We start from the raw sequence: 23,010 nt of genomic DNA, 5'->3' as shown, positions 1-23,010 counted from the left end.
GCGCCGGGCGCCCCTTCGGACGGAGGTACTTCGGGGCTCAGTCCTCGCTGGGAGCGGCAGGCAGCTTCTGCTGGATGAGGTCCATGACCGTCGAGTCCGTCAGCGTGGTCACGTCGCCGAGCTGGCGGTTCTCGGCGACATCCCGCAGCAGACGCCGCATGATCTTGCCGGAGCGGGTCTTCGGCAGCTCCGCGACCGGCAGGATCCGCTTCGGCTTGGCGATCGGGCCGAGGGTGGCGCCGACATGGTTGCGCAGGTCGTTGACCAGGCCCTCGTCCTCGGCGTTCGCCGTGCCGCGCAGGATCACGAAGGCGACGATCGCCTGACCCGTCGTCTCGTCCGTCGCACCGACGACGGCCGCCTCGGCGACCGAGGGGTGCGACACGAGCGCGGACTCGACCTCCGTGGTCGAGATGTTGTGCCCGGACACGAGCATCACGTCGTCGACCCGCCCGAGGAGCCAGATGTCGCCGTCGTCGTCCTTCTTCGCCCCGTCACCGGCGAAGTACTTGCCCTCGAAACGCGACCAGTAGGTGTCGAGGAACCGCTGGTCGTCGCCCCAGATGGTGCGCAGCATGGACGGCCACGGCTCGGTGAGGACCAGATAGCCGCCTCCGCCGTTCGGCACCTCGTTCGCCTCGTCGTCGACGACGGTCGCGGAGATACCGGGCAACGGCGTCTGCGCGGAACCGGGCTTGGTCTCGGTGACACCCGGCAGCGGCGAGATCATCATCGCGCCGGTCTCGGTCTGCCACCAGGTGTCGACGATCGGCTTCGAGTCGGCGCCGATGTGCTTGCGGTACCAGATCCAGGCCTCGGGGTTGATGGGCTCGCCCACCGAGCCGAGCACCCGCAGGCTGCTGAGGTCGAACTTCGCGGGGATGTCGTCGCCCCACTTCATGAACGTACGGATCGCGGTGGGCGCCGTGTACAGGATCGTCACCCCGTACTTCTGCACGATCTCCCACCAGCGGCCCTGGTGCGGGGTGTCCGGCGTGCCCTCGTACATGACCTGGGTCGCGCCGTTCGCCAGCGGCCCGTAGACGATGTACGAGTGCCCGGTGACCCAGCCGACGTCGGCCGTGCACCAGTACACGTCGGTCTCCGGCTTGAGGTCGAAGACCGCGTGGTGGGTGTACGCGGCCTGGGTGAGGTAACCGCCGGAGGTGTGCAGGATGCCCTTGGGCTTACCCGTCGTACCGGACGTGTACAGGATGAACAGCGGGTGCTCCGCCTCGAACGCCTCCGGCGTGTGCTCGGCGGACTGCCGCTCCACGATCTCGTGCCACCACACGTCGCGGCCCTCGGTCCAGGCGACCTCCTGGCCGGTACGGCGGACCACGAGCACGTGCTGCACCCGGTCCACGCGCGCGATGGCGTCGTCAACGGCCGGCTTGAGCGCGGACGGCTTGCCGCGCCGGTAGCCGCCGTCGGTGGTGATGACGACCTTGGCGTCGGCGTCCTCGATACGGGTCGCCAGCGCGTCCGCCGAGAAGCCGCCGAAGACCACCGAGTGCGCGGCGCCGATCCGCGCGCAGGCCAGCATGGCGACCGCCGTCTCCGGGATCATGGGCATGTAGACGGCGACCCGGTCGCCCGCCTGAACACCCAGTTCCAGCAGCGCGTTGGCGGCCCTGCTCACCTCGTCCTTGAGCTCGGCATAGGTGATCGTGCGGCTGTCGCCGGGCTCCCCCTCGAAGTGGATGGCGACCCGGTCGCCGTTCCCCGCCTCGACATGCCGGTCCACGCAGTTGTACGCGACGTTGAGCGCGCCGTCCTTGAACCACTTGGCGAACGGCGGGTTCGACCAGTCCAGCGTCTCGGTCGGCTCCTTGGCCCAGGTCAGCCGACGGGCCTGCTCGGCCCAGAAGCCGAGCCTGTCAGCCTTGGCCTGTTCGTACGCCTCGGCCGTGACGTTGGCGCCCGCGGCCAGGTCGGCCGGCGGCGCGAAGCGTCGCTCCTCCTTCAAGAGGTTGGCCAGGCTTTCGTTGCTCACGACATCTCCCTTTCCCAGGGTGTCCGTTGTGTCCCAGGCCACAGCTCATCAGACCCGGGGGGCCGATGACAAGGGTCGACCGAAAATTGGTTTAGACCTGTGGGCGGGTGCTCCGGCGCGCGGAGTCATCCGTACCCACGGACGCCGACAGGGCGGAGTTCAGCACCTGTAACGCCCCTCACATCCCAGTGCACCGGTGCCGCGCGGCACCGGTCACGTCTTTCGTGGCCCGGGCGTGTCGGGACGACCCGGTGCCGGACCCGCCACGGGTGCCCGACCCGCCCCGATCGGGCCGGGCACCCGTGGCAGACCACTGCCGGTCAGGCGGACAGGTCTGCCGCCTCCACGTGGTCGAACACCTCGTCCCCGTCCACCGCCCCCGTGAGCAGATACGCCTGTGCCTCGCCCACGTGGAAGTACATCCCGTGCAGCTCCAATGCGCCGTCCCGCAGGGCCCGGGACACCGACTCATGGGCGCGCAGGTGCTCCAACTGCTGGACCACGTTGGTCAGACAGAGCTGCTCGACCGCGTCGGCCGGTGCCCGGCCGGCCAGCCGGGCGTCCGGCCTGGTGTCGTCGGCCATGCGCTCCAGGCTCGGCAGCCCGTGCCGCAGCCACCGTCTCAGCGGCGTCCGGGCGCCGCCGGGCTCGGTGTCGAGCAGCGCCTGCATGGCCCCGCACCCGGAGTGCCCGCACACCGTGATGGACCGCACCTTCAGCACGTCCACCGCGTACTCGATCGCCGCCGCCACCGAGTCGTCGCCGCTCTCCTCGCCGGGCCGGTGGCACCTCCCGGCGTTGGCCGGGGGAGGAACGAGATTGCCCACGTTGCGCACCACGAACAGGTCCCCGGGACCACTGGAGGTGATCATCGAGGTGACCAGCCGCGAGTCGGCGCAGGTGAGGAAGAGCTGGGACGGCCGCTGTCCCTCCCGGGCCAGCCGGGCCAGCTCACCCCGCACGAGCGGTGCGGTGTTGCGCTGGAACGCGCTGATACCGCGCGCCAGTTGGTGCCCGCTCCGACCACCGGAGTCGCCGGAGCCGTCGGGGCGGCCCGGCGCTCCCGGTCCAGGCGGCCCGCCCAGCGCACCGGGCTGATCGGCGTCCGACGCGGGCTGCGGCGGCTCGCACTGGTGGTTGCGCCAGGGCGTCCAGGGACGGCAGCGGCAGCCGACGGAGGACTCGCCCTGCTCCTCGGCGAGCGGTGTGGGTTCGGCGATGGCTCGGGTACCGGTCCGGCGGCCGGTCAGCTCGGCGGAACCGCCCTGCGCGGTGTGCGTGTTCTGCCAGTCCTGCAGTGACTCGTACGCCGCGTGGTCCATGAACGACCCGTCCAACTCCACGACGGCGTGGGCGCCTTGGGGTACGAGATGCAGGGCCCGGCTGAGCCTCGGCACCGCGAGGAACGTCAACTGCCCTCGGACATGTACGTGATGGACTCCTTCCTTCTCTTCGTGCGTGATGCGGGTGTGGGCCAGGCGGTGCATGGCGACGGCGACGGCCACGGCGATCCCCAGGGTCACGCCCTCCAGGACGCCGAGGAACACCACGCCGAGTGTGGTGACGGCGTACACCAGCACTTCTCGGTGGCGGGTCACCGTGCGGATGTGGTGCAGGGACACCATCTGGATGCCGACGGCCATCACCAGGGCGGCGAGTGAGGCGAGCGGGATGAGCTCCAGGAGCGGGACCATCAGCAGCGCGGCGACCACTACGAGAACGCCGTGCAGCATCGTGGAGTTCCGGCTCACGGCTCCCGCGTTCACATTTGCCGAACTTCTCACGGCGACGCCTGCGACCGGCAGCCCGCCGAGTGTGCCGGAGACGATGTTGGCGGCGCCCTGCCCGAGCAGTTCACGGTTCAGATCGGCGCGTCCGACGCGGGCGGTCAAGCCGGGTCTAGCGGCCACCAGCTTGTCCACGGCGACCGCGCCGAGCAGCGACTGCACGCTGCACACAAGTGTGGTGGTGAGCACGGCCGCGGTCAGGCCGAGCGCCGGGCCCTCGGGAAGTCCCGCCAGGGCGTGGCTGCTCCAGGACGGCAGATCGACCCTGGGCAGGCTCAGCCCGGCGAGCGAGGCGGCCGAGGTGGCGCCGGCCACGGCGACCAGCGCGGCCGGGATCCTGCGCAGCAGGCGCCCCGCCCGGCCGGGGATCCGCGGCCAGAGCAGCAGCAGGGCCAGGGTGAGCACGCTGACGGTCACGGAGGCGGGGTGCAGATTCGCCAACTGGGCGGGCAGGGCACGGAGGTTGGCGAGGACGGAGCTCTGCGGGGTGCCGCCCAGGACGATGTGCAGCTGGGCGACGGCGATGGTGACGCCGATGCCGGCGAGCATGCCGTGCACGATGGCGGGGCTGACGGCGAGCGCGGTCCGCGCCACGCGCAGGCAGCCGAGGCCCAGTTGGACGAGGCCGGCGAGGACCGTGACGGCACAGGTCGTACGCCAGCCGTAGCGGTGGATGAGGTCGGCGGTGACGACGGTGAGTCCCGCGGCGGGGCCGCTGACCTGCAGCGGACAGCCGCCGATCCGGCCGGCGACGAGCCCGCCGACCCCGGCGGCGACCAGGCCGGCCTGGAGCGGGGCCCCGGTGGCGAGGGCGATGCCCAGGGACAGGGGAAGGGCGATCAGGAAGACCGCGACCGAGGCCGACAGGTCGGCGCCCTCGATGCGGAAGCGGCGGTGCGGGGCCGGCGGCGGACTGTGGGGCTGGTGGTCGCACTGGGGCCGACTCGGGTCGGTGGCGTGGGTGGGGGCACAGGCTGACATGTTTCCCGTCTCCTCCGGGCGGCGCGGTCGCGGATCAGGTCGTCCCCGTCGATGGGCGGGGGTCGGGTCGCGGCCGTGGATCACGGCGTGCAGCGGCGGGATGAATCAACGCTCGGTAAACGGATCGTAATTCAGAGTAAAGGCCAGGCATAGACTTTCCTGGCAAATGGGGTAATGGCTCACTCCAATGAGTGAAGCGGTCATTTCATCGGCTTGTCGTACTAATTCCTTCTCGGTCCCATGCGACCTTGGCGGCGTTGTCGAGAAGGAAGAAGGTGAGCGGAACATGACCGCCACCCAGAGGATCGCCGTGGGCGTCGTGATCGCCACGTCCTGTGCCGCGTGGGTCGCCGGCTGTGCGCTCGGCTCCAACGGTTCCAAGGCGGGTGCTCTCGGTCCGCAGAAGGCACAGAAGGCCCGTCCGGTCCAGGCGCCGGGGAGCGCGGTCCGCCTGATCGGCGACGGCTCCACCGCGTACACCGGAGCCCAGCCCCATCTGCCCAGACCCGAGCGTCTGCGGCCCGGTCAGAAGCCTCCGCAGTTCGTCGTCTTCTCCTGGGACGGCGCGGGCGAGGACAGCCAGAAGCTGTTCTCCCACTTCCGCAAGGTCTCCAAGGCCAACCACGCGACCATGACGTACTTCCTCAGCGGCGTGTACATGCTGCCGGAGGACAAACGCGACCTCTACAAGCCGCCGGAACACTCGCCGGGCAGCTCGGACATCGGCTTCAACGACGAGAAGGGCATCGCCGACACCGTCAAGCAGCTGCGTCTGGCGTGGTTGGAGGGCAACGAGATCGGCACCCACTTCAACGGCCACTTCTGCGGCCGGAACGGCGGGGTCGGTGAGTGGTCGGTCGCGCAGTGGATGAGCGAGATCGCGCAGGCCAAGAAGTTCGTGAAGAGCTGGAAGACCAACTCCGGCATGGACAAGTCGGCCCCGCTGCCCTTCGACTACGACAAGGAGCTCATCGGCGCGCGCACGCCCTGTCTGGAGGGTCAGAAGAACTTCGTGAAGGCCGCGAGCCGGCTGGGCTTCCGCTACGACACCAGCGGGGTCAACGACCAGGTCTGGCCGAAGAAGAGGGAAGGGCTGTGGGACCTGTCCATGCAACTCGTGCCCTTCCCCGGACACCCCTATGAGCAACTCACCATGGACTACAACTTCATGGTCAACCAGTCCGGTACGCAGACCCAAGGTGACCCCGACAAGTTCGACTACTGGGGCGACCAGATGCGCGACGGCCTGCTCAAGGGCTTCCGCCGCGCCTACGAAGGCAACCGTGCGCCCCTGATCATCGGCAACCATTTCGAGTCCTGGAACGGCGGCACCTATATGCGGGCCCTCGACGAGGTGATCGAGAAGGTCTGCAACAAGCCCGATGTGCGCTGCGTGTCCTTCCACCAGCTGGCCGACTGGCTGGACGCCCAGGACCCGGGGACCCTGCAGAAGCTGCGCACCCTGAAGGTCGGCGAGGCCCCCGAGGAGGGCTGGGCGTCCTTCCTGTCGGGCCACCCCGCCCCGGCCCCGAAGGGGGTACCGGGCGCACCGGCCGCCAAGCAGTAGCAGCAGCCGTCACGCAGAGGCGGCGACACCCTCACCGAGCACGAACCCGGGGTCGACCTGCGCCGCCAGGTCGGCCCCGGTGCGCGCGTCGCCCCACGAGGCCGCGTTCTTCAGGTGGAAGTGCACCATCTGGCGCGTGTAGCGCTCCCGGTCGCGCAGCTCGTACGTCGCGTCCGCGGCGACCTGAAGGGCGCGCAGGGCACGGAGGTTGGCGTCCTCCAGGAGCTCGAACCGGGGCGGGCGGCCCTTCTCCATGGCGCGCACCCAGTCCGAGTGCCCGACGGTCATCAACAGGTCGTCCCCGACCTCGGCGCGCAGGAAGTCGAGATCGTCGGCTCCCTGCACCTTGTTGCCGACGACCTTCAGTACGACGCCGAAGTCGCGGGCGTACTCCTTGTACTGGCGATAGACGGAGACCCCCTTCAGGGTCGGCTCGGCGACGAGGAACGTGATGTCGAAGCGGGTGAACATGCCGGAGGCGAAGGAGTCCGAGCCCGCCGTCATGTCCACCACGACGTACTCGCCCTGCCCGTCCACCAGGTGGTTCAGGCACAGCTCCACCGCTCCGGTCTTGGAGTGGTAGCAGGCGACCCCCAGGTCGGCGTCGGTGAAGGGGCCGGTGACCATCAAACGGACGGCGCCGCCGTCGAGTTCCACCGGCCGGGCGCAGGCGTCGTAGACCGGGTTGTCCTCGCACACCCGCAGCAGCCGCGAGCCCTCGCCGGGCGGGGTGGTCTTGATCATCGTCTCGGTGGAGGTGATGCGCGGATTGGAGCCGCGCAGGTAGTCCTTGATCAGCGGCAGCCGGTCGCCCATCGCCGGCAGTGCGGCGGCCTCCGCCTCATCGAGGCCGAGCGCGGCGCCCAGGTGCTGATTGATGTCCGCGTCCACCGCGACGACCGGCGCTCCGGTGGTCGCGAGATGGCGGATGAACAGGGAGGACAGGGTCGTCTTGCCGCTGCCGCCCTTCCCGACGAAAGCAATTTTCATGTTCACGAAGGGTAGTGCGGTGATAGCTGTATGTGGCAGACGGGCGTGAAGAAGACCACTCATTCGTGGGGCGCGCCCCGGGGTGGCTAGTGTCGTACTCATGAGTACGACAGGCGCGAACGCCGACCCGCTCGCGGCCCTGGGCTCGCTGCCCGGCGTGGCCGAGTCCGTGGAATCCGTGCGCAAGGCCGTGGACCGGGTCTACGGGCACCGGGTCATGCGGCGCCGCAGCAACGAGATCACCTCCGAGGCGGCGCTGCGCGGCGCCCGCGGTTCCGCGGCGCTGTCCGGCGCCGACTGGGCCCTCGAGGAGGTGCGCCGACGCACCGACTTCAGCGGTGACGGCGACGCGCGCGTGATGGGCGCGGCTCTGCGGCTGACCGCGGAGGCGGGGCAGCTGCTGTCCGTCTGGCGGCAGTCCCCCCTGAGGGTGCTGGCCCGGCTGCATCTGGTGGCCGCGGCGACCAGCGGGGACGAGGTCGGGCGGCCGCGGCTGGCGGGCGAGCCGGTCGACGAGCCGCTGGTCGAGCTGCCGCTGCCGGGCGCGGACGAGATGCACGGCCGGCTGGAGGGCCTGTCGGAGCTGATCATCACCGGCAGCTCCGCGCCTGCCCTGGTGACGGCCGCCGTCGTGCACGGCGAACTCCTGGCGCTGCGCCCCTTCGCGTCCCACAACGGCCTTGTCGCGCGCACGGCCGAGCGCATCGTCCTGGTGGGCAGCGGCCTCGACCCGAAGTCCGTCTGCCCGGCCGAGGCCGGCCATGCAGAGCTGGGGCGCGCGGCCTATCTGGCGGCGCTCGAGGGGTATGTCTCCGGCACGCCGGACGGCATGGCCGCCTGGATCGCCCACTGCGGCAGGGCGGTCGAGCTGGGCGTGCGCGAGTCGACGGCCGTGTGCGAGGCGCTGCAGCGCGGGGCGGCGTAGAAAACCCGGAGGGCTTTGGAAAAGGGTTGCGGCGGTACGAGGATTCGTACCGCCGCTGGCATGCTCACCCAGTTACCAAGCGTCCTCGATATGTTGCCCATCAGGTCGGGAACTCTGCCCGTCACCTGGTGTGGCTGGCCCGTAATCGACGGGTCGACGTCGCGTGGGTGCCCGGTGTTCATGCGTCGGTCCGTGGGGCCAAATGCGTTATTAAGGTGATCCTTTCGGATGTCCTTGGTCTCGCGGGCCGTTAACCCCTTTGTACTCCAGGTCCGAAGCAAGCGGAACCCCCGGCTGTACTTCTTTACTTTTAGTCTCAAATAGGGCTTAAACGGGCGCCAATATGTCGAACGAGATCTTGGCTTCGCTGAATCGGCAGGTCAGGCGACTGCCGTCCGGCGGCGGCTGGCGTACCAGACGAGGCCCGCGGTGGCCGCCGCGGCGCCTATGGCCGCGACCGCGACGAGGGCCGGACGGGGCGGTACGGAGAATGCCGGGATCCGCTGTTTGAGCCGTACCGGCCGGTGGAAATCGAGAATCGGCCACCCGCGCGCGAGTGCCTCGCGGCGCAGTGTGCGGTCCGGGTTCACGGCGTGCGGATGGCCGACTTCCTGCAGCATCGGCAGATCGGTCGCCGAGTCGCTGTAGGCGTAACAGCGTTCGAGGTCGTATCCCTCGGACTGGGCCAGTTCCTTGATCGCCTCGGCCTTCGTCGGGCCGTATGCGTAGTACTCCACCTCGCCGGTGAAGCAGCCGTCGTCGCCCACGACCATGCGGGTCGCCACGACCCGGTCGGCGCCGAGGAGTTCGCCGATCGGCTCGACCACCTCCGCGCCCGACGTCGACACGATGACGACGTCACGGCCGGCGGTGTGGTGCTCCTCGATGAGGGAGGCGGCCTCGTCGTAGATGATCGGGTCGATCAGGTCGTGCAGTGTCTCGGCGACGATCTCCTTGACCTGCTGGACGTTCCAGCCGCGGACGAGCCCGGACAGGTACTCGCGGGTCCGCTCCATCTGGTCGTGGTCCATGCCGCCGACGAGGAAGACGAACTGGGCATATGCGGTACGCAAGGCGGCCCTGCGGTTGATCAGCCCGCCTTGGTAGAAGGACTTGCCGAACGTGAGCGTGCTCGACTTCGCAATGACCGTCTTGTCCAGGTCAAAGAAGGCCGCTGTGCGGGGCGAGGAGTGGTTTTCCACGCCCCGAGCATAGGCGCAGCCCATTCGGCGTAAGGTGTGGCGCGTGGGTTTGCCTGGGAAGGCTCTCGGGTACACCATGGAAGTCACGGATCGTTCGCGACCGTGCTAACCCGGTCCGGCTCCTCCCCCCCCCGAGTCGGCCGTGGAGACGACCCCCACTCTCCCCCCCGGTGGGGGTCGTCGCATGTCCGGGCGGGTTTTTCCTCCTCTCCCTCTTTCTCGCGCGGCCGCAGGGCCGTCACTGGACGGCCGTGGCCGTCTCTTCCGCATGCCCATGATCCGTCACTGTGTGTAGCCGTCGGGCTGCTCTGTGGAAGTCGTGCACGGGTTGGTACAGGGGTCACCGGTATGGGTGACGGCGTTATTCACAACCGCCGACTTGTCCACAGTTATCGACCAAGATCCACACGATTTCCGGGATCGCTGCACCGTGATTCAAACGCGTCCCGCTCGCGCCGAGTTCAGAGCCGGTTCCGGTTTGTCGGGCGGGTTTGGCCGGTTCGTATCGGCCGTTCATATGGGGGCCGGTTGCCGGTTCTTCACACGTTTGGGAATCGCGGGGCCGCAGGGGCTGCGCGAGAGATGCAGCGAAGGGGGACGGAGACCGTGGCCGGAGCCGTCACACACGAACCGCCGCCCGCCGCCTCGGGGCGGCAGGCCGGACCACTGATCGTCACGGAGGACGTCGAACTCCTCGACGACCTGCTGCGCCTGTGCGCCGCGGCAGGAGCGACACCAGAGGTCCACCACTCGGTGCCGGAGCGCGCGGGCGGCTGGGAGGCCGCACCGCTCGTCCTGGTCGGCGACGACGCCGTGCGGCGGGTGCGCGGGGCCGCACGCAGACGAGGAGTGGTGCTGGTCGGCCGCGACCAGGACGACTCCGGGGTCTGGCGCCGGGCCGTCGAGATCGGCGCCGACCACGTCCTGATGCTCCCGGACGGCGAACAGTGGCTGGTCGACCGCATCGCCGATGTGGCCGAGGGCGTGGGCAGGCCCGCTCTCACGGTGGGCGTCATCGGGGGACGCGGCGGGGCCGGAGCGTCCACGCTCGCGTGCGCCCTCGCCGTCACCTCCGCGCGCGAGGGGCTGCGCACCCTGCTCGTGGACGCCGATCCACTGGGCGGCGGACTGGATGTACTGCTCGGCGGCGAGAGCGCCGAGGGACTGCGCTGGCCCGCCTTCGCCGCCTCCCGCGGGCGGGTCGGCGGCGGCGCCCTGGAGGAGTCGCTGCCGCAGCTCCACTCCCTGCGGGTGCTCAGCTGGGACCGCGGCGACCGCATCGCCGTCCCGGCCCAGGCCGTTCGGGCGGTACTCGCGGCGGCCAGGCGGCGGGGCGGCACCGTGGTCGTCGACCTGCCGCGCCGCATCGACGACGGAGTCGCCGAGGCCCTCGCCCAGCTCGATCTCGGCCTTCTGGTGGCCCCCGGCGAGCTGCGCGCCGTCGCTGCGGCCGGCCGGGTGGCGTCCGCCGTCGGCATGGTCCTGCGCGACCTGCGGGTCGCGGTACGAGGGCCGTATGCGCCCGGACTCGACGACCGCGAGGTGGCGCGGCTGCTCGGACTGCCCCTGGCCGGCGAGCTGCCCGTGGAGTCGGGGCTGTTGCGCCCGGGGGAGGGCAGGATGCCGCCCGCCGCCGACGGCCGCGGGCCCCTGGCGCGCTTCTGCAAGGAGTTCTGGGAGCGGGCGCTGACGGAGGCGGGGAGCGCATGAGTACGTATGCGGGAGGCGAAGGGCTGGGCGGCTCGGTGATCGCCTCGATGCGGGGGCCTTCCAGGGCGGGGTGGCGGTCCGGTGGCGGTCCGGCATCCTCGGCCGTTGCTCCCCAACTGCTCTCCGGGCTCCTGGACGGCGTACGGCAGTGGCTGGTCGAGAGCGGGGCCGAGCCGACACCCGCGCGCGTGGCGCAGGCCCTGCGGGAGCAGGGGCGGGTCCTGGGGGACGCCGAAGTCCTCGGTGCGGCCGAGCAGTTGCGGTCCGAACTGGTCGGCAGCGGGCCGCTGGAACCGCTGCTCGCCGATCCGTCGGTGACCGATGTGCTGGTGTCCGCTCCGGACCGGGTCTGGGTCGACCGGGGCGGCGGGCTGGAGCTGACGTCGGTCTCCTTCCCGGACGCGGCCGCCGTACGACGTCTCGCGCAGCGCCTGGCCGCGGTGGCCGGACGCCGGCTCGACGACGCGCGGCCGTGGGCCGACGCCCGGCTGCCCGACGGGACGCGGCTGCATGCGGTGCTGCCTCCGGTGGCCGTGGGGTGTACATGCCTGTCGCTGCGCGTCGTACGGCCTCGGGCCTTCACGCTCGACGAACTGGTCGCGGCGGGCACGGTGCCGCCGGGCGGGGACCGCGTGCTGCGGGCGCTGATCGAGGCGCGGCTGTCGTTCGTCGTCAGTGGCGGGACCGGCAGTGGCAAGACGACGCTGCTGAGCGCGTTGCTGGGGCTGGTCGGGCGCGGTGAGCGGATTGTGCTGGCCGAGGACTCGGCGGAGCTGCGGCCGGACCATCCGCACGTAGTACGGCTGGAGACCAGACCCGCCAACCAGGAGGGCGCGGGACTCGTCACGCTCCAGGACCTGGTGCGGCAGGCGCTGCGGATGCGGCCGGACCGGCTGGTCGTGGGCGAGGTGCGCGGGCCCGAAGTGGTGCATCTGCTGGCCGCGTTGAACACCGGCCACGAAGGCGGCTGCGGCGTGTTGACCGAACTAACTTAGGTGTTTTCGCAGGTCAGTTGGGGTTTCTGCTAGCTTCCCGGCATGCCTGGTGAACAACGTCCCGGAAGGGACATGAAGAGCTTTGTGCTGCCCGAGACAGGCCAGTTACTCGAGACGGATGACCCCTGGGAGCCCGTACAGCTCCTTGATTCGTTCGGGAGGCCGGTCGAGCCGGCCGCGGTGTACTTCAAGGACCTGATGGCCGCGGACAGTTCGGTGCTGACGCCGCGGTCGTACGGGATGGATCTGCTCCGCTGGTGGCGCTTCCTGTGGGCCTTGGGGATCGAGTGGGACCGCGCGACACGTGAGGATGCCCGGGACTTCATGTTGTGGATGAAGCTTGGGGACAAGCCGGTACGCGTCCACTGGCGTCACCGCGACAAGGACCCCGCCGACATCCCCCGGCCTTCCCGAGTCGGCAGGCCCGCACCAGGGTCACCAAACCCAGTGACCGGAAAGCCCTCCATCGGCCGGAAGTACGCTCCGCGAACCCGGGCGCACTGCGAGACCGTGCTCCGGTCGTTCTACGACTTCCACCTGGACCGCAACAGCGGGTCGCTGCTGGTCAACCCCTTCCCTCTCGTCCGCAACCGGCGTTCGGCACGCGCCAATGCCCACCGCAATCCCGAGGACGACCACAAGAAGGAGCGCACTGGTCTCTACCGGCCCACGGTGCCGCAGGAGATCCCACGCCGTATCCCCGAGGAGAAGTACACCGAGGTCTTCGCGGGCCTCCGCTCGCACCGGGACCGCGCTCTGCTGGCCTTCTGGGTCGCTACGGGCGCCCGCGCCGAAGAACTCCTCACCGCCACACAGGGCGGCGCGATCGTTGGCCAGCAGACCATCGGCGTGACCCGCAAAGGCACGCGCGATTACCAAGAACTGCCCGCGACTCCCGATGCGTTCGTATGGCTTCGGCTCTACCAGGAAGAAGCCTGGAAGAAGGGAGTTCCGCGAGGCCGTCGGCATCCGCTGTGGTGGACGCTACGGCGTCCCTGGCGGCCGTTGGAGTACGACGCGGCCCGCATGATGTTCAACCGCGCGAACGACCTCCTGGGCGCCAACTGGACCCTTCACGATCTGCGGCACACCGCTTCGTTCATGATGCTCGACGACCCTGACATGCCGCCCGTCTATGTCCAGCACATCCTCGGCCACAAGCACTTGGCGACCTTGGATATCTACAACCGGCCTGGCAGGGATGACGTCATCGCGGCCGGGCTCGCCCACCACGCCCGGATGGAACAGCGGCGCAAGACCCAGCCGGTCCGTCGGGACCCCGAGTACAACCCCGCGTCGCTGAACGTCCTGTTCGGGGGCGGGTTCTGATGACGACTGACCTGCTGTTCTCCTCGCCGGTCGCCGCGGGCCCCACGAGTGCGAGACCGCTTCGCGGACGGGACGCCGCGAACGTCATCCGGTCCTTCCCGCCCCGGCCACGGATCACCGACTGGCCGGCCACCAGCGCCTCCCTCAGGGAGGTTATGGCGCGCATCGAGCATCCCCCGCTGAACGCTGCCCGGGAACTCACCCAGTACGCGCGCAGGACTGGCTGCCAGCACATGCTGGACTGGCTTGAGACCTTCCCGGGAGACACCTGGCAGGAGCGGTGGAACGCGAGCCCGGCCACCACCTATGCCGACTGGGCCTCGGCTCCCCAGGACTGGCTCAACGCCACCGGGCAAGTCAGCGCCAAGAAGACCAGCCTGGGTTACCTCGCCGCCGGAGTGCTCACACTGACCTGCGCAGACGTCATCCGGCCCAGCCCTCGCTGGCTCGCGGGCAACTCCTCTCGATACCTGCCGGCCGAGATCATCCGCACGCGTGACCCCGAAGGGTTCGAGGAGCTGAGGGCGTCCATGCCCGAGAGCGAGTGGACCTCGAACGTGGGCGATCGAGCCGTCCACACGCTGGCACGGATCATCGCCGCCTACGGCGGACGCCTCAAGGACATCACCGTCGGGGACTTGCTGTCCTTCTATCCCGTGACGGGACGTTCGGTCCACAGCGGCATCCGCCTGGCATACGTCTGGCTCAGGGACCGCGGCAACTTCCCCGCTCACGCTCCCGGGACCTTCCACCACTTGGGCGCCCGAACAGGGCAGGTCAGCCCGGAAGACCTCGTTGACCGATACGACCTGCAGTGCAAGCCGGTTCGCGACCTGATCGTCGACTACCTCAAGGAACGACAGCCGAGCCTCGACTACAACTCCCTGAAGAACATGTCGTCCGCTCTCGCGAGACTGTTCTGGGCGGACCTCGAACGGCACCACCCGGGCATCGACAGCCTCCGGCTGGCGCCCGAGGTCGCAGAGGGCTGGAAAGCCCGCATCGCGGTGAAGACCGTTCACCGGCGCCAGATCGACGGATCGCTCACGAAGGAGCTGGCACCCCGCACGAGCGCGGCGTCCACGAAGATGCTGGTGCGGGCGTTCTACCTGGACATCGCCGCCTGGGCGCTGGAGGAGCCGGAACGCTGGGGGCCGTGGGCGGCTCCCAACCCGATCAGCGAGGCCGACTGCACGGTCAAGAAGGTCGAGCGCGAGCAGAAGGCCAGGACCGACCAGCGCACGAGAGAGCGGCTGCCGGTTCTGCCGGCCCTGATCCGCGCGGCGAACCGGCGCCTGAAGGAGGCCAGGGTCCGCCTCGAAGCAGTCGAGAGTGCCCCGCTCGGTTCCCAAGTCACCGTCCTGGGCGAGACGTTCACGCTGCCCAAGACAACGACGCGAGTCGACGGCAAGCCGGGGAAGGTCTTCAACGCCGACGGCAAGGTGCGCAGCCTCCGCACCGAGGAGAAGCACGCGTTCTTCGCCTGGGCCACCATCGAGATCCTGAGGCACACCGGCATCCGCATCGAGGAACTCCTTGAGCTCGGGCACCACAGCATCATCAGCTACAAATTGCCCACGACAGGCGATGTCGTCCCGCTGCTGCAGATCGCCCCGTCCAAAACGGACCAGGAGCGACTCCTGCTGATCAACCCGGAACTGGCAGACGTCCTCAGCGCGGTGATCCAACGTGTCCGCGGAGCCGACGGCACGGTGCCGTCCGTTGGAACCTACGACTCCAACGAGCGGATCTGGAACCCTCCCATGCCGGTTCTCTACCAGTGGCAGGTGTCTGGCGAGAACCGGCACATCTCGATCAGCAGCATCCGGCGGGCGCTGAACGACACGCTCGCCGCGTCAGGCCTCGTCGACAGCAGCGGGCGGCCGCTGCAGTTCCAGCCCCACGACTTCCGCCGCATCTTCATCACCGACGCCATCATGAACGGCCTCCCGCCCCACATCGCGCAAGTCATTGCAGGTCACCGCAACATCAACACCACGATGGGTTACGCGGCTATCTATCCGGCGGAGGCAATCGAGGCGCATCGGGCGTTCATCGCCCGCCGCCGCACGCTCAGGCCCTCGGAAGAGTACCGGTCGGTGAGTCCCGAGGAATGGGAAGAGTTCCTCGGTCACTTCGAGCGTCGGAAGCTCGCCCTCGGGCAGTGTGGCCGCGCTTACGGGACAGATTGCGCCCACGAGCACGCATGCGTTCGATGCCCCGTCCTCATCGTCGGGTCGGAAGACCGCGGCCGGCTGGAAGAGATCCGGCAGAACCTCGAGGACAGAATCACTGAAGCGCAAACCGAGGGATGGCTCGGTGAGGTCGAAGGCCTCTCGGTCAGCCTCGCCGCCGCAGAGGAGAAGATCGCCCTGTTGGATGCCCGCCTGGCCCGACAGAACTCGTCGGTGTTCCTCGGGATTCCGACACTCAGCCAACTGACAGTCCGGACCGCCGAGGGCACATGACGAGGCCGCTTCGCGAAGGCTGAGAACCAGCGAGCGCGCCGACGGGGTGGCCCGCATCACTGCAGGCCACCTCGAGTCTTAGCCCCTGCAGAGCTCCCCGAACACCTGCCGCAACGTCTCTCGGATGGCTCCCTCGGCAGTTCCTCGCGCGACGGCCTTCTCACCAGGTCAAGTCGAGGTCGCATTAGTGACTGTGTAGAGACCTCTGATCATCGAGCTCAGCCGAAGGTGTTGGCCGCTTCGTTCAGCGCTGGATGACGCATACGCCCTTCTCTGCGCGGGTCGTGCACCTGGTGCGTGCCGACCTGCGCTTTCGGTCGTTTGTGAGGACCCCGGGCCCGCGTGCGCCAGGCGCAAATTCCGGTGCCGATCTCACATCACGCGCCGGCCCTACACCCCTGTGACAAACGGCTGGTGCGCGTCATGATGAGGCCCATGCGCGGGAGCGGTTGGCCTCATTGTGGCTGCCGTTTCCTGGACGTGTCCGGCGAGAAAAACAGCCGACTCCATGGCCCGCGCGAGAGGAAAGAACAATGAGCGTCGGACGCGTTGCCATCCCGTTCACCGGCAGGACCCATCCACAGGCGCGCAGCATCTGCGCCCAGACAAGGGTCTGGACAGAGGCGATGAGGATGATGTCGCCGCAGGTGGCCGAGAATTTCGACCAGCTCGCCTACCCGGACCTGGCGACGCTGTACTCCTTCGACGCCACACGCGAAGGCGCACAGATCATGGCGGACCTGTGCTCCTGGTATTTCATCTGGGACGACCAGGTCAACAAGTTCGCCGTGGAGGGACGGGAAGCCGAGTGGCAGCAGCAGGCTGCCCAGTTGCGCGCGTGTCTTCGCGATCCAGCCGGAGCGCTGGCCACGGCTCATCCCACCCCGCGTGCGTTCGCCGACCTTCTGGTGCGCACGCGCCGCCACTTCTCGGACGCCTGGTGGCAGCGCTACACACAGCACTGGACCGACGTGATCGACGTCAACGACCGGGAGTTCACCAACCGGAGAATCGGACACATCGAGACCATCGAGGACTTCCTCGACATGCGGCGCCGCTCGGTTGGCATGTTCGTGTGGGCGGACCTGATTGAGCTCGCCTCCCGGACCGAACTCCCGCAGCATCTCTACTGCTCTGCCCCGTACCAGGCGTGCATCATCGCTGTCGCCGACTACTGCGCGTGCTGCAACGACCTGCACTCCCTCGCCAAGGAGCGGGCCGTCAACGATCCCCACAACATCATCACGGTGATCAGCCGGGCGAGAGGGTGCAGCCAGGAGGATGCCGTCCATGCGGCCCTTCAGCGCATGACCGGTGCCGTTGAGGACTACCTCCAGGCCGAGCAAGCCCTAGCCTCCCGAGCCGTGGACGACTCCGGCCTGGATGAGCAGACACGTCATGGACTTCGGCGCTGCCTGCTGAGCATGCGCGACTGGATCGCCAACATGGATGGCTGGCACCGCAATTCCGCTCGCTATCACGTTGAACCTGCCTGAACTGCGAAGGTCCTTCGCCGCCTCCCGTCCACTGACCGGCATGACGACGATGACCAGTGCCCGGAGCGCCGCAGCCAGGCACGACGCAGGTCCGTGCTCGGGGGTTTCTTAAAGGCACTTAGTTCGGAGAAGGCACCGTGCACGCCAATGCCGCCGCCGGCGTACCGGCCCGGCTGGAGGCGCTCGGTACGGCGGCCGGGCTCGACCGGGCCGCGCTGCACAGCCAGTTGGCGGCGGCGCTCTCGGTGGTCCTGCATCTCGTGCGGGACCGGGCCGGGCGGCGGCGGATCGCCGAGGTGCACGTACTGGAGCGGGATCCGTCGGGGCTGGTGCGGACCGTGCCGGCGCTGCGATGGGGCGCGGAGGCGTTCGTGCACGAGCGGGGGTGGGAGCGGCTGCGGGGGCTGCTCGACAGCGAGTTCTTCGAAGGGGGACGTCATGGGTGAGACGGCGATGGGGGCGGCCGTGGTGTGCGCCGGTGCGGCGGCCCTGCTGATGGGCGGATGGCACTCCGGGGCGCGGCGTGCGCAGCTGTTGCTCGCGGGCGGCGGGGTGGTGGGCACCGGGCCGCCGTCCTGGCGGGAGGTCGCCGGGGGAGTGCGGCGGATCCGCGGGCGGCTGCGGCCCGAGTGGTGGGCGCTGGCCGCCGGGGCGGTGCTGGCGGTGCTGGGCGCGTCGGTGCTGCCGGTCGTCGCGGGGGCGGCCGGGATGCCCTTGCTGCGGCGGGTACGGCTGGCCGCAGAAGCCCGGCGAGCACGGGAGCGCCGCGGGGACGCGGTGATCGCCCTGTGCGGGGCGCTCGCCGGGGAGGTGCGGGCCGGACGGCAGCCGGGAGATGCGCTGCCGCGTGCCGCGCGGGACTCCGGCGGCCTCGGGGGCGCACAGGCGGCGGTGCTGGCGGCGGCGCGCTTCGGCGGCGATGTACCGGGCGCCCTTGCGATGGCGGCACGGCAGCCGGGCGCCGAGGGACTGCTGGGCCTCGCGGCGTGCTGGCGGGTGGCTGTGGACCAGGGCGCGGGCCTCGCCGCCGGACTCGACCGACTCGAAGGGGCATTGCGTGCCGAGCGGGACCAACGCGCCGATCTGCGCGCCCAGTTGGCCGGGGCGCGGTCCACGGCGGTGATGCTCGCGGGGCTGCCGGCTCTGGGGCTCGCCCTGGGTACCGCCCTCGGGGCCGACCCCCTGCATGTGCTGCTGCACACCGGAGCCGGGCTGGGCTGCCTGCTGGTCGGCGGTCTGCTGGAGGGCCTCGGGATGTGGTGGGCGATGCGGATCGTGCGGGGAGCGGAGGCGGCATGAGCACGGAAGTTGTCCACAGGCTGGGGGCGGCCGTGGGGATGCTGCTCGTCCTCGGCTGGCTGCTGCGCCGGCTGGCGGCCGTACGGCGTGAGCGGAGAGTGCGCAGGCGGTTGGCCGAGCTGGTGGCCGACGTCGAGGCGATGAAGGCCCGGCCGCGCTTCGAGGTACGGGATCTCGCGCGGCGGTGGCTGCCCGCGGTGGGGGTGGTGTGCGCCGCGTGGGTACTGGTCGGTGGCCTCGCCGGGGTGGCGGTGGGGCTGGCTGTCGCGGGCGGGCTGTGGCGGTGGCGTGGGCGGCAGGCGGCCGGACGCGGCGCGCAGGCCTACGACCCGGCTGAGGCGGCCCGTCAACTCCCGCTCTCGGCCGATCTGGTGGCCGCCTGCATCGCTGCCGGTGCCGGGCCCGTGGTCGCGGCACAGGCCGTGGGCGAGGCACTGGGCGGCCCCGTCGGGGACGCGCTGGCGCGAGGTGCGGCCGAGGTGCGGCTCGGCGGCGAACCGGCCGAGGCCTGGCGGCGGCTGGCCGCGCTGCCCGGTGCCGGAGCCCTGGCCCGGCTGCTGGAACGGGCCGGCGTGTCCGGACTCCCCGCCGCCACACCGGTCGCACGGCTCGCGGCGGACGTCCGCGCCGACTGGGCACGCACCGCGACGGCACGGGCCCGCCGGGCGGCCGTCATGGTCACCGCGCCGGTTGGGCTGTGTTTCCTGCCCGCGTTCATCACGGTCGGCGTACTGCCCGTGGTGATCGGGCTTGCGGGTGGGGTGCTGGGAGGGGGTGGTGGATGACGGCAGCGGGGCGGACGGCGCTCGGGCGCCGGCATCGAGCAGTGAAGTGAATCGAGCAGTGAATGGTCAACGGGACTGAACCTCACGGGGGTTGAGATGTACAAGGCGGTACGGGCGCGGCTGCGTGCCCTGGTGTGCAGGGCGCGTGCGGCGCGGCGGGACGCAGGGATGGTCACCTCGGAGTACGCGATGGGGATCGTGGCGGCGGTGGCGTTCGCAGTGGTCCTCTACAAGGTCGTGACGAGCGGTGAGGTCGGCGCGGAGCTGCAGGGCATCGTGAAGCGGGCGCTCGATGCGCAGATGTGAGAAGGGCGGCGACAGGGGATTTGTGACCGCGGAGTCGGCCATGGTGCTGCCCGTGCTGGTGATGTTCACGATGGCGCTGGTGTGGGGGCTGCTGGTCGTGGCCGCGCAGATCCAGTGCGTGGACGCGGCGCGGACCGGGGCGCGTGCGGCAGCCCGGCAGGATCCGGCCGACAAGGTCGTCCAGGTGGCCCGTGAGGCGGCCCCGCGCGGTGCGAAGGTCACGGTCGGCCGGGAAGGGGAGCAGGTCCGCGTGGTCGTGGTGGCCAGACCGCCGATGCTGCGCGGTCTGCCGTTCGACGTACGGGAGGAGGCCGTGGCCGCGGCGGAGGACACCGTGGGGGTGGGGCCGTGACCGGCGGCTTCCCGGGGCGCCGGTGGGCCGCCGCCCGGGGCGGGGACCGTGGTTCCGCCACCGTCTGGAGCGTCGGTGCGATCGCCGTGCTGTGCGTGGTGTTCGGTGTCGTGCTCGCCCTCGGGCAGGCCGTCGTGGTCCGGCACCGTGCGGCCGGCGGTGCGGACCTCGCTGCGCTCGCGGCGGCCGATCGCTGGGCGGACGGCACCGCGGTGGCCTGTGCCCGGGCCGACCGGGTGGCCCGGGCACAGGGCACGCGGCTGGTGCGGTGCGCGATCGTCGGCGAGATCTCGGATGTGACGGCGGCGTCGGGGCGGGGGCCGTTCGCGGCGGAGGTCAGGGCGCGGGCGGGGCCTGCGGGGCCGGTGCAGTCGGAGCCGCCGGCCCAGGCTGCGTCTCGGCCTTCCGCTCCGGCGTCCCCGCCACCGGCTCTTCCCCGGCCTTCCCCTCCGGCGCCCCCCGCAACAGCACCGTGAGCAACCGCACCGCCCCCCTCTTGTGCAGCGGATCGTTGCCGTTGCCGCACTTGGGGGACTGGATGCAGGACGGGCAGCCGGCCTCGCACTCGCAGGAGGCGATGGCCTGGCGGGTGGCGGTGAGCCAGGCACGGGCGGTGTGGAAGGCGCGCTCGGCGAAGCCCGCGCCGCCCGGGTGGCCGTCGTAGACGAAGACCGTCGGGAGGAGGGTGTCGGGGTGCAGCGGGACGGAGACCCCGCCGATGTCCCAGCGGTCGCAGGTCGCGAAGAGGGGCAGCATGCCGATCGACGCGTGCTCGGCGGCGTGCAGGGCGCCGCCGAGGATCTCCGGGTTGATCCGGGCCTCGTCCAACTGGTCCTCGGTGACCGTCCACCACACCGCGCGGGTGCGCAGCGTACGAGGAGGGAGGTCGAGTTTCGTCTCGCCGAGCACCTCACCGGTGATGAGCCGACGACGCAGGAAGGAGACCACTTGGTTGGTGACCTCGACAGAGCCGTAGCAGAGGCGGCCGTCGCCCCAGGGGATCTCGGTGTCCGTCTCCAGGACGGTGATGGACGTCGTGTCGCGGGCGACTGTCGAGTACGAGGGGTTCGCCTCCTCGACCAGGGCGACGGAGTCCTCCAGGTCGAAGGAGCGGACCAGGTACGTACGGCCCTGGTGGAGGTGGACCGCGCCCTCGTGGACGGTCGTGTGGGCGGCGCCCGCGTCGACCGTGCCGAGCAGGCGGCCCGTGCCGGACTCGACGATCTGGACCGGCCGGCCGCCCTCGCCGCGGATGTCGGTGAGGTCCGCGGCCCGTTCCCGGCGCGTCCAGTGCCAGGCCTTGGTGCGGCGGCGCAGCAGCTTCGCGGCCTCCAGCTGGGGCAGCAGGTCCTCGCAGGCGGGGCCGAAGAGCTCGAAGTCCTCGTCCGTGAGCGGCAGTTCCGCGGCGGCCGCGCACAGGTGCGGGGCCAGGACGTACGGGTTGTCGGGGTCGAGGACCGTGGACTCCACGGGCTGGTCGAACAGGGCCTCGGGGTGGTGGACGAGGAAGGTGTCCAGGGGGTCGTCGCGGGCGACCAGGATGGCCAGCGCCCCCTGCCCGGCCCGTCCGGCGCGGCCCGCCTGCTGCCACAGGGAAGCGCGCGTGCCCGGATAGCCGGCGATCACCACGGCGTCCAGTCCCGAGACGTCGATGCCGAGTTCGAGGGCGGTCGTGGCGGCGAGGCCGAGGAGTTCGCCGGAGTGCAGCGCCTGTTCGAGGGCGCGGCGCTCCTCGGGGAGGTAGCCGCCGCGATACGCCGCGACACGCCGGGCGAGGGAGCGGTCGATCTCGGCGAGACGCTCCTGGGCGATCACCGAGATCAGCTCGGCGCCACGCCGGGAGCGCACGAAGGCGACCGACCGGACGCCCTGCACCGTGAGGTCGGTCAGGAGGTCGGCCGTCTCGGCGGTGGCGGTACGGCGGACGGGAGCGCCCTTCTCGCCCTGCATCTCCGTGAGCGGGGGCTCCCAGAGGGCGAACACCAGTTCACCGCGCGGGGAGGCGTCGTCGGCCACCTCGACCACCGGGAGGCCGGTCAGACGGCGGGCGGCGACCGAGGGCTCGGCGGCGGTCGCGGAGGCCAGCAGGAAGACGGGCGAGGCGCCGTAGCGGGCGCACAGGCGCCGCAGACGGCGCAGCACCTGGGCGACGTGGGAGCCGAAGACGCCCCGGTAGGTGTGGCATTCGTCGATGACGACGTACTTCAGCGACTTCAGGAAGGAGGACCAGCGGGGGTGGGACGGGAGTATGCCGCGGTGCAGCATGTCCGGGTTGGTCAGGACGTAGTTGGCGTACTGGCGGACCCACTCGCGTTCCTCGAAGGGGGTGTCGCCGTCGTACACCGCTGGTCGTACGGCATTTCCCAGAGATTGTGAAAGTTCCTTCACAGAACGGCACTGGTCGGCCGCAAGAGCCTTCGTGGGGGCCAGGTAGAGGGCGGTGGCGCCGCGGCCGTTCGGGGCCTCGGAGCCGTCCAGGAGGGTCGAGAACACCGGGACGAGGTACGCCAGGGACTTGCCGGACGCCGTGCCCGTGGCGACGACCACCGAGTCGCCGTCCAGGGCGTGCTCGGCGGCCCTTGCCTGATGGGCCCAGGGGTGTTCGATGCCGGCTGCCTGCACGGCGGCGATGACTTCCGGGCGAATCCGGTCAGGCCAGACGGCATGGCGGCCCTCGCGCGGGGGCAAGTGCTCCGTATGAGTGATGCGCGAAGCCCGGCTCGGCCCGGAGGCGAGCCGGCCCAGGACCGTGGCCGGTGCGAGCCGGGACACGGGGTCCGTCGGGGATCGATCGGATCGGTGATTCTTGGCCATCGGCACCG

15 protein-coding genes and 3 pseudogenes are annotated in these 23,010 nt (G+C 70.4%); 13 read left to right on the top strand and 5 right to left on the bottom strand.

Annotation, left to right across the window (positions count from 1 at the left end):
- Positions 1 to 37 precede the first annotated feature (37 nt).
- Positions 38 to 2,038: an acetate--CoA ligase gene (acs, locus tag P2Q00_RS35295; protein ID WP_275777899.1), complete on the bottom strand. Its 2,001-nt coding sequence runs from the start codon at positions 2,036 to 2,038 to the stop codon at positions 38 to 40.
- A gap of 278 nt (positions 2,039 to 2,316) precedes the next feature.
- Positions 2,317 to 4,764 (bottom strand): SulP family inorganic anion transporter, encoded by a 2,448-nt coding sequence (locus P2Q00_RS35290; RefSeq protein ID WP_275777897.1) that lies wholly within the window; start codon positions 4,762 to 4,764, stop codon positions 2,317 to 2,319.
- A 286-nt stretch (positions 4,765 to 5,050) separates the two neighbouring features.
- Between P2Q00_RS35290 and P2Q00_RS35285 the strand changes: the two genes are divergently transcribed.
- The gene (locus tag P2Q00_RS35285) at positions 5,051 to 6,331 is read left to right on the top strand and encodes a polysaccharide deacetylase family protein (protein ID WP_275777894.1); all 1,281 of its coding nucleotides are present in this window, start codon (positions 5,051 to 5,053) and stop codon (positions 6,329 to 6,331) included.
- Between the two features lie 9 nt (positions 6,332 to 6,340).
- Here the strand turns inward: P2Q00_RS35285 and P2Q00_RS35280 are convergent, their stop codons facing one another.
- Complete coding sequence (locus P2Q00_RS35280; RefSeq protein WP_275777893.1) at positions 6,341 to 7,321, bottom strand: ATP-binding protein; 981 nt, start codon at positions 7,319 to 7,321, stop codon at positions 6,341 to 6,343.
- Between the two features lie 100 nt (positions 7,322 to 7,421).
- Between P2Q00_RS35280 and P2Q00_RS35275 the strand changes: the two genes are divergently transcribed.
- Positions 7,422 to 8,246 (top strand): Fic family protein, encoded by an 825-nt coding sequence (locus P2Q00_RS35275; RefSeq protein WP_275777892.1) that lies wholly within the window; start codon positions 7,422 to 7,424, stop codon positions 8,244 to 8,246.
- A gap of 380 nt (positions 8,247 to 8,626) precedes the next feature.
- On the opposite strand, the gene P2Q00_RS35270 is transcribed toward P2Q00_RS35275, so the two are convergent.
- The gene (locus P2Q00_RS35270; protein ID WP_275777891.1) at positions 8,627 to 9,472 is read right to left on the bottom strand and encodes an HAD family hydrolase; all 846 of its coding nucleotides are present in this window, start codon (positions 9,470 to 9,472) and stop codon (positions 8,627 to 8,629) included.
- 582 nt (positions 9,473 to 10,054) lie between these two features.
- Here P2Q00_RS35270 and ssd point away from each other — a divergent pair.
- From ssd to P2Q00_RS35215, 11 genes and pseudogenes are all read left to right on the top strand, one after another.
- Entirely contained in the window at positions 10,055 to 11,158 is a 1,104-nt protein-coding gene (gene ssd, locus P2Q00_RS35265; RefSeq protein ID WP_275777889.1) for a septum site-determining protein Ssd, read from the top strand.
- Between the two features lie 47 nt (positions 11,159 to 11,205).
- Positions 11,206 to 12,138 (top strand): annotated as a pseudogene (locus P2Q00_RS35260) (TadA family conjugal transfer-associated ATPase); the annotation flags it as partial.
- A gap of 87 nt (positions 12,139 to 12,225) precedes the next feature.
- Positions 12,226 to 13,482, top strand: a complete 1,257-nt coding sequence (locus P2Q00_RS35255) for a tyrosine-type recombinase/integrase (protein WP_275777887.1) — start codon at positions 12,226 to 12,228, stop codon at positions 13,480 to 13,482.
- On the top strand, positions 13,482 to 15,950 hold the full coding sequence (locus P2Q00_RS35250) for a tyrosine-type recombinase/integrase (RefSeq protein ID WP_067116580.1): 2,469 nt from the start codon (positions 13,482 to 13,484) through the stop codon (positions 15,948 to 15,950). Before P2Q00_RS35255 ends, P2Q00_RS35250 begins: the two co-directional genes overlap by 1 nt.
- A gap of 533 nt (positions 15,951 to 16,483) precedes the next feature.
- The gene (locus P2Q00_RS35245) at positions 16,484 to 17,446 is read left to right on the top strand and encodes a terpene synthase family protein (protein ID WP_275777885.1); all 963 of its coding nucleotides are present in this window, start codon (positions 16,484 to 16,486) and stop codon (positions 17,444 to 17,446) included.
- Positions 17,447 to 17,571: 125 nt separating this feature from the next.
- Positions 17,572 to 17,892: pseudogene (locus P2Q00_RS35240) on the top strand (TadA family conjugal transfer-associated ATPase); the annotation flags it as partial.
- Positions 17,885 to 18,745: a type II secretion system F family protein gene (locus P2Q00_RS35235; protein ID WP_275777884.1), complete on the top strand. Its 861-nt coding sequence runs from the start codon at positions 17,885 to 17,887 to the stop codon at positions 18,743 to 18,745. The pseudogene P2Q00_RS35240 and the gene P2Q00_RS35235, both read left to right, overlap by 8 nt.
- Positions 18,742 to 19,530, top strand: a complete 789-nt coding sequence (locus tag P2Q00_RS35230) for a type II secretion system F family protein (protein WP_275777882.1) — start codon at positions 18,742 to 18,744, stop codon at positions 19,528 to 19,530. Before P2Q00_RS35235 ends, P2Q00_RS35230 begins: the two co-directional genes overlap by 4 nt.
- Positions 19,531 to 19,626: 96 nt before the next feature.
- Positions 19,627 to 19,836: a DUF4244 domain-containing protein gene (locus tag P2Q00_RS35225; RefSeq protein ID WP_275777881.1), complete on the top strand. Its 210-nt coding sequence runs from the start codon at positions 19,627 to 19,629 to the stop codon at positions 19,834 to 19,836.
- A complete protein-coding gene (locus tag P2Q00_RS35220; RefSeq protein WP_275777879.1) occupies positions 19,823 to 20,188 on the top strand; it encodes a TadE family type IV pilus minor pilin in 366 nt (121 codons plus the stop codon). Before P2Q00_RS35225 ends, P2Q00_RS35220 begins: the two co-directional genes overlap by 14 nt.
- Positions 20,185 to 20,571, top strand: a pseudogene (locus tag P2Q00_RS35215) (Rv3654c family TadE-like protein); the annotation flags it as partial. The gene P2Q00_RS35220 and the pseudogene P2Q00_RS35215, both read left to right, overlap by 4 nt.
- On the opposite strand, the gene P2Q00_RS35210 reads toward P2Q00_RS35215, so the two are convergent.
- Positions 20,525 to 23,002 (bottom strand): DEAD/DEAH box helicase, encoded by a 2,478-nt coding sequence (locus tag P2Q00_RS35210; protein ID WP_275777854.1) that lies wholly within the window; start codon positions 23,000 to 23,002, stop codon positions 20,525 to 20,527. The pseudogene P2Q00_RS35215 and the gene P2Q00_RS35210 overlap by 47 nt on opposite strands.
- Positions 23,003 to 23,010 lie beyond the last annotated feature (8 nt).

This window comes from Streptomyces coacervatus (assembly GCF_029223485.1).
Taxonomy (GTDB): Bacteria; Actinomycetota; Actinomycetes; order Streptomycetales; family Streptomycetaceae; genus Streptomyces; species Streptomyces coacervatus.
The sequence above is the reverse complement of the archived record's forward strand: the minus strand, read 5'-3'. Positions and strand labels throughout refer to the sequence as shown.

Excerpts from the sequence above, each read along its gene's own strand:
- P2Q00_RS35225 (WP_275777881.1), top strand. The coding sequence starts at position 19,627 with ATGTACAAGGCGGTACGGGCGCGGCTGCGTGCCCTGGTGTGCAGGGCG.
- P2Q00_RS35285 (WP_275777894.1), top strand. The coding sequence starts at position 5,051 with ATGACCGCCACCCAGAGGATCGCCGTGGGCGTCGTGATCGCCACGTCC.
- P2Q00_RS35280 (WP_275777893.1), bottom strand. The coding sequence starts at position 7,321 with ATGAAAATTGCTTTCGTCGGGAAGGGCGGCAGCGGCAAGACGACCCTG.
- P2Q00_RS35255 (WP_275777887.1), top strand. The coding sequence starts at position 12,226 with ATGAAGAGCTTTGTGCTGCCCGAGACAGGCCAGTTACTCGAGACGGAT.
- P2Q00_RS35250 (WP_067116580.1), top strand. The coding sequence starts at position 13,482 with ATGACGACTGACCTGCTGTTCTCCTCGCCGGTCGCCGCGGGCCCCACG.
- P2Q00_RS35235 (WP_275777884.1), top strand. The coding sequence starts at position 17,885 with ATGGGTGAGACGGCGATGGGGGCGGCCGTGGTGTGCGCCGGTGCGGCG.
- P2Q00_RS35230 (WP_275777882.1), top strand. The coding sequence starts at position 18,742 with ATGAGCACGGAAGTTGTCCACAGGCTGGGGGCGGCCGTGGGGATGCTG.
- P2Q00_RS35220 (WP_275777879.1), top strand. The coding sequence starts at position 19,823 with ATGCGCAGATGTGAGAAGGGCGGCGACAGGGGATTTGTGACCGCGGAG.
- P2Q00_RS35245 (WP_275777885.1), top strand. The coding sequence starts at position 16,484 with ATGAGCGTCGGACGCGTTGCCATCCCGTTCACCGGCAGGACCCATCCA.
- P2Q00_RS35290 (WP_275777897.1), bottom strand. The coding sequence starts at position 4,764 with ATGTCAGCCTGTGCCCCCACCCACGCCACCGACCCGAGTCGGCCCCAG.
- P2Q00_RS35270 (WP_275777891.1), bottom strand. The coding sequence starts at position 9,472 with ATGGGCTGCGCCTATGCTCGGGGCGTGGAAAACCACTCCTCGCCCCGC.
- P2Q00_RS35275 (WP_275777892.1), top strand. The coding sequence starts at position 7,422 with ATGAGTACGACAGGCGCGAACGCCGACCCGCTCGCGGCCCTGGGCTCG.
- P2Q00_RS35210 (WP_275777854.1), bottom strand. The coding sequence starts at position 23,002 with ATGGCCAAGAATCACCGATCCGATCGATCCCCGACGGACCCCGTGTCC.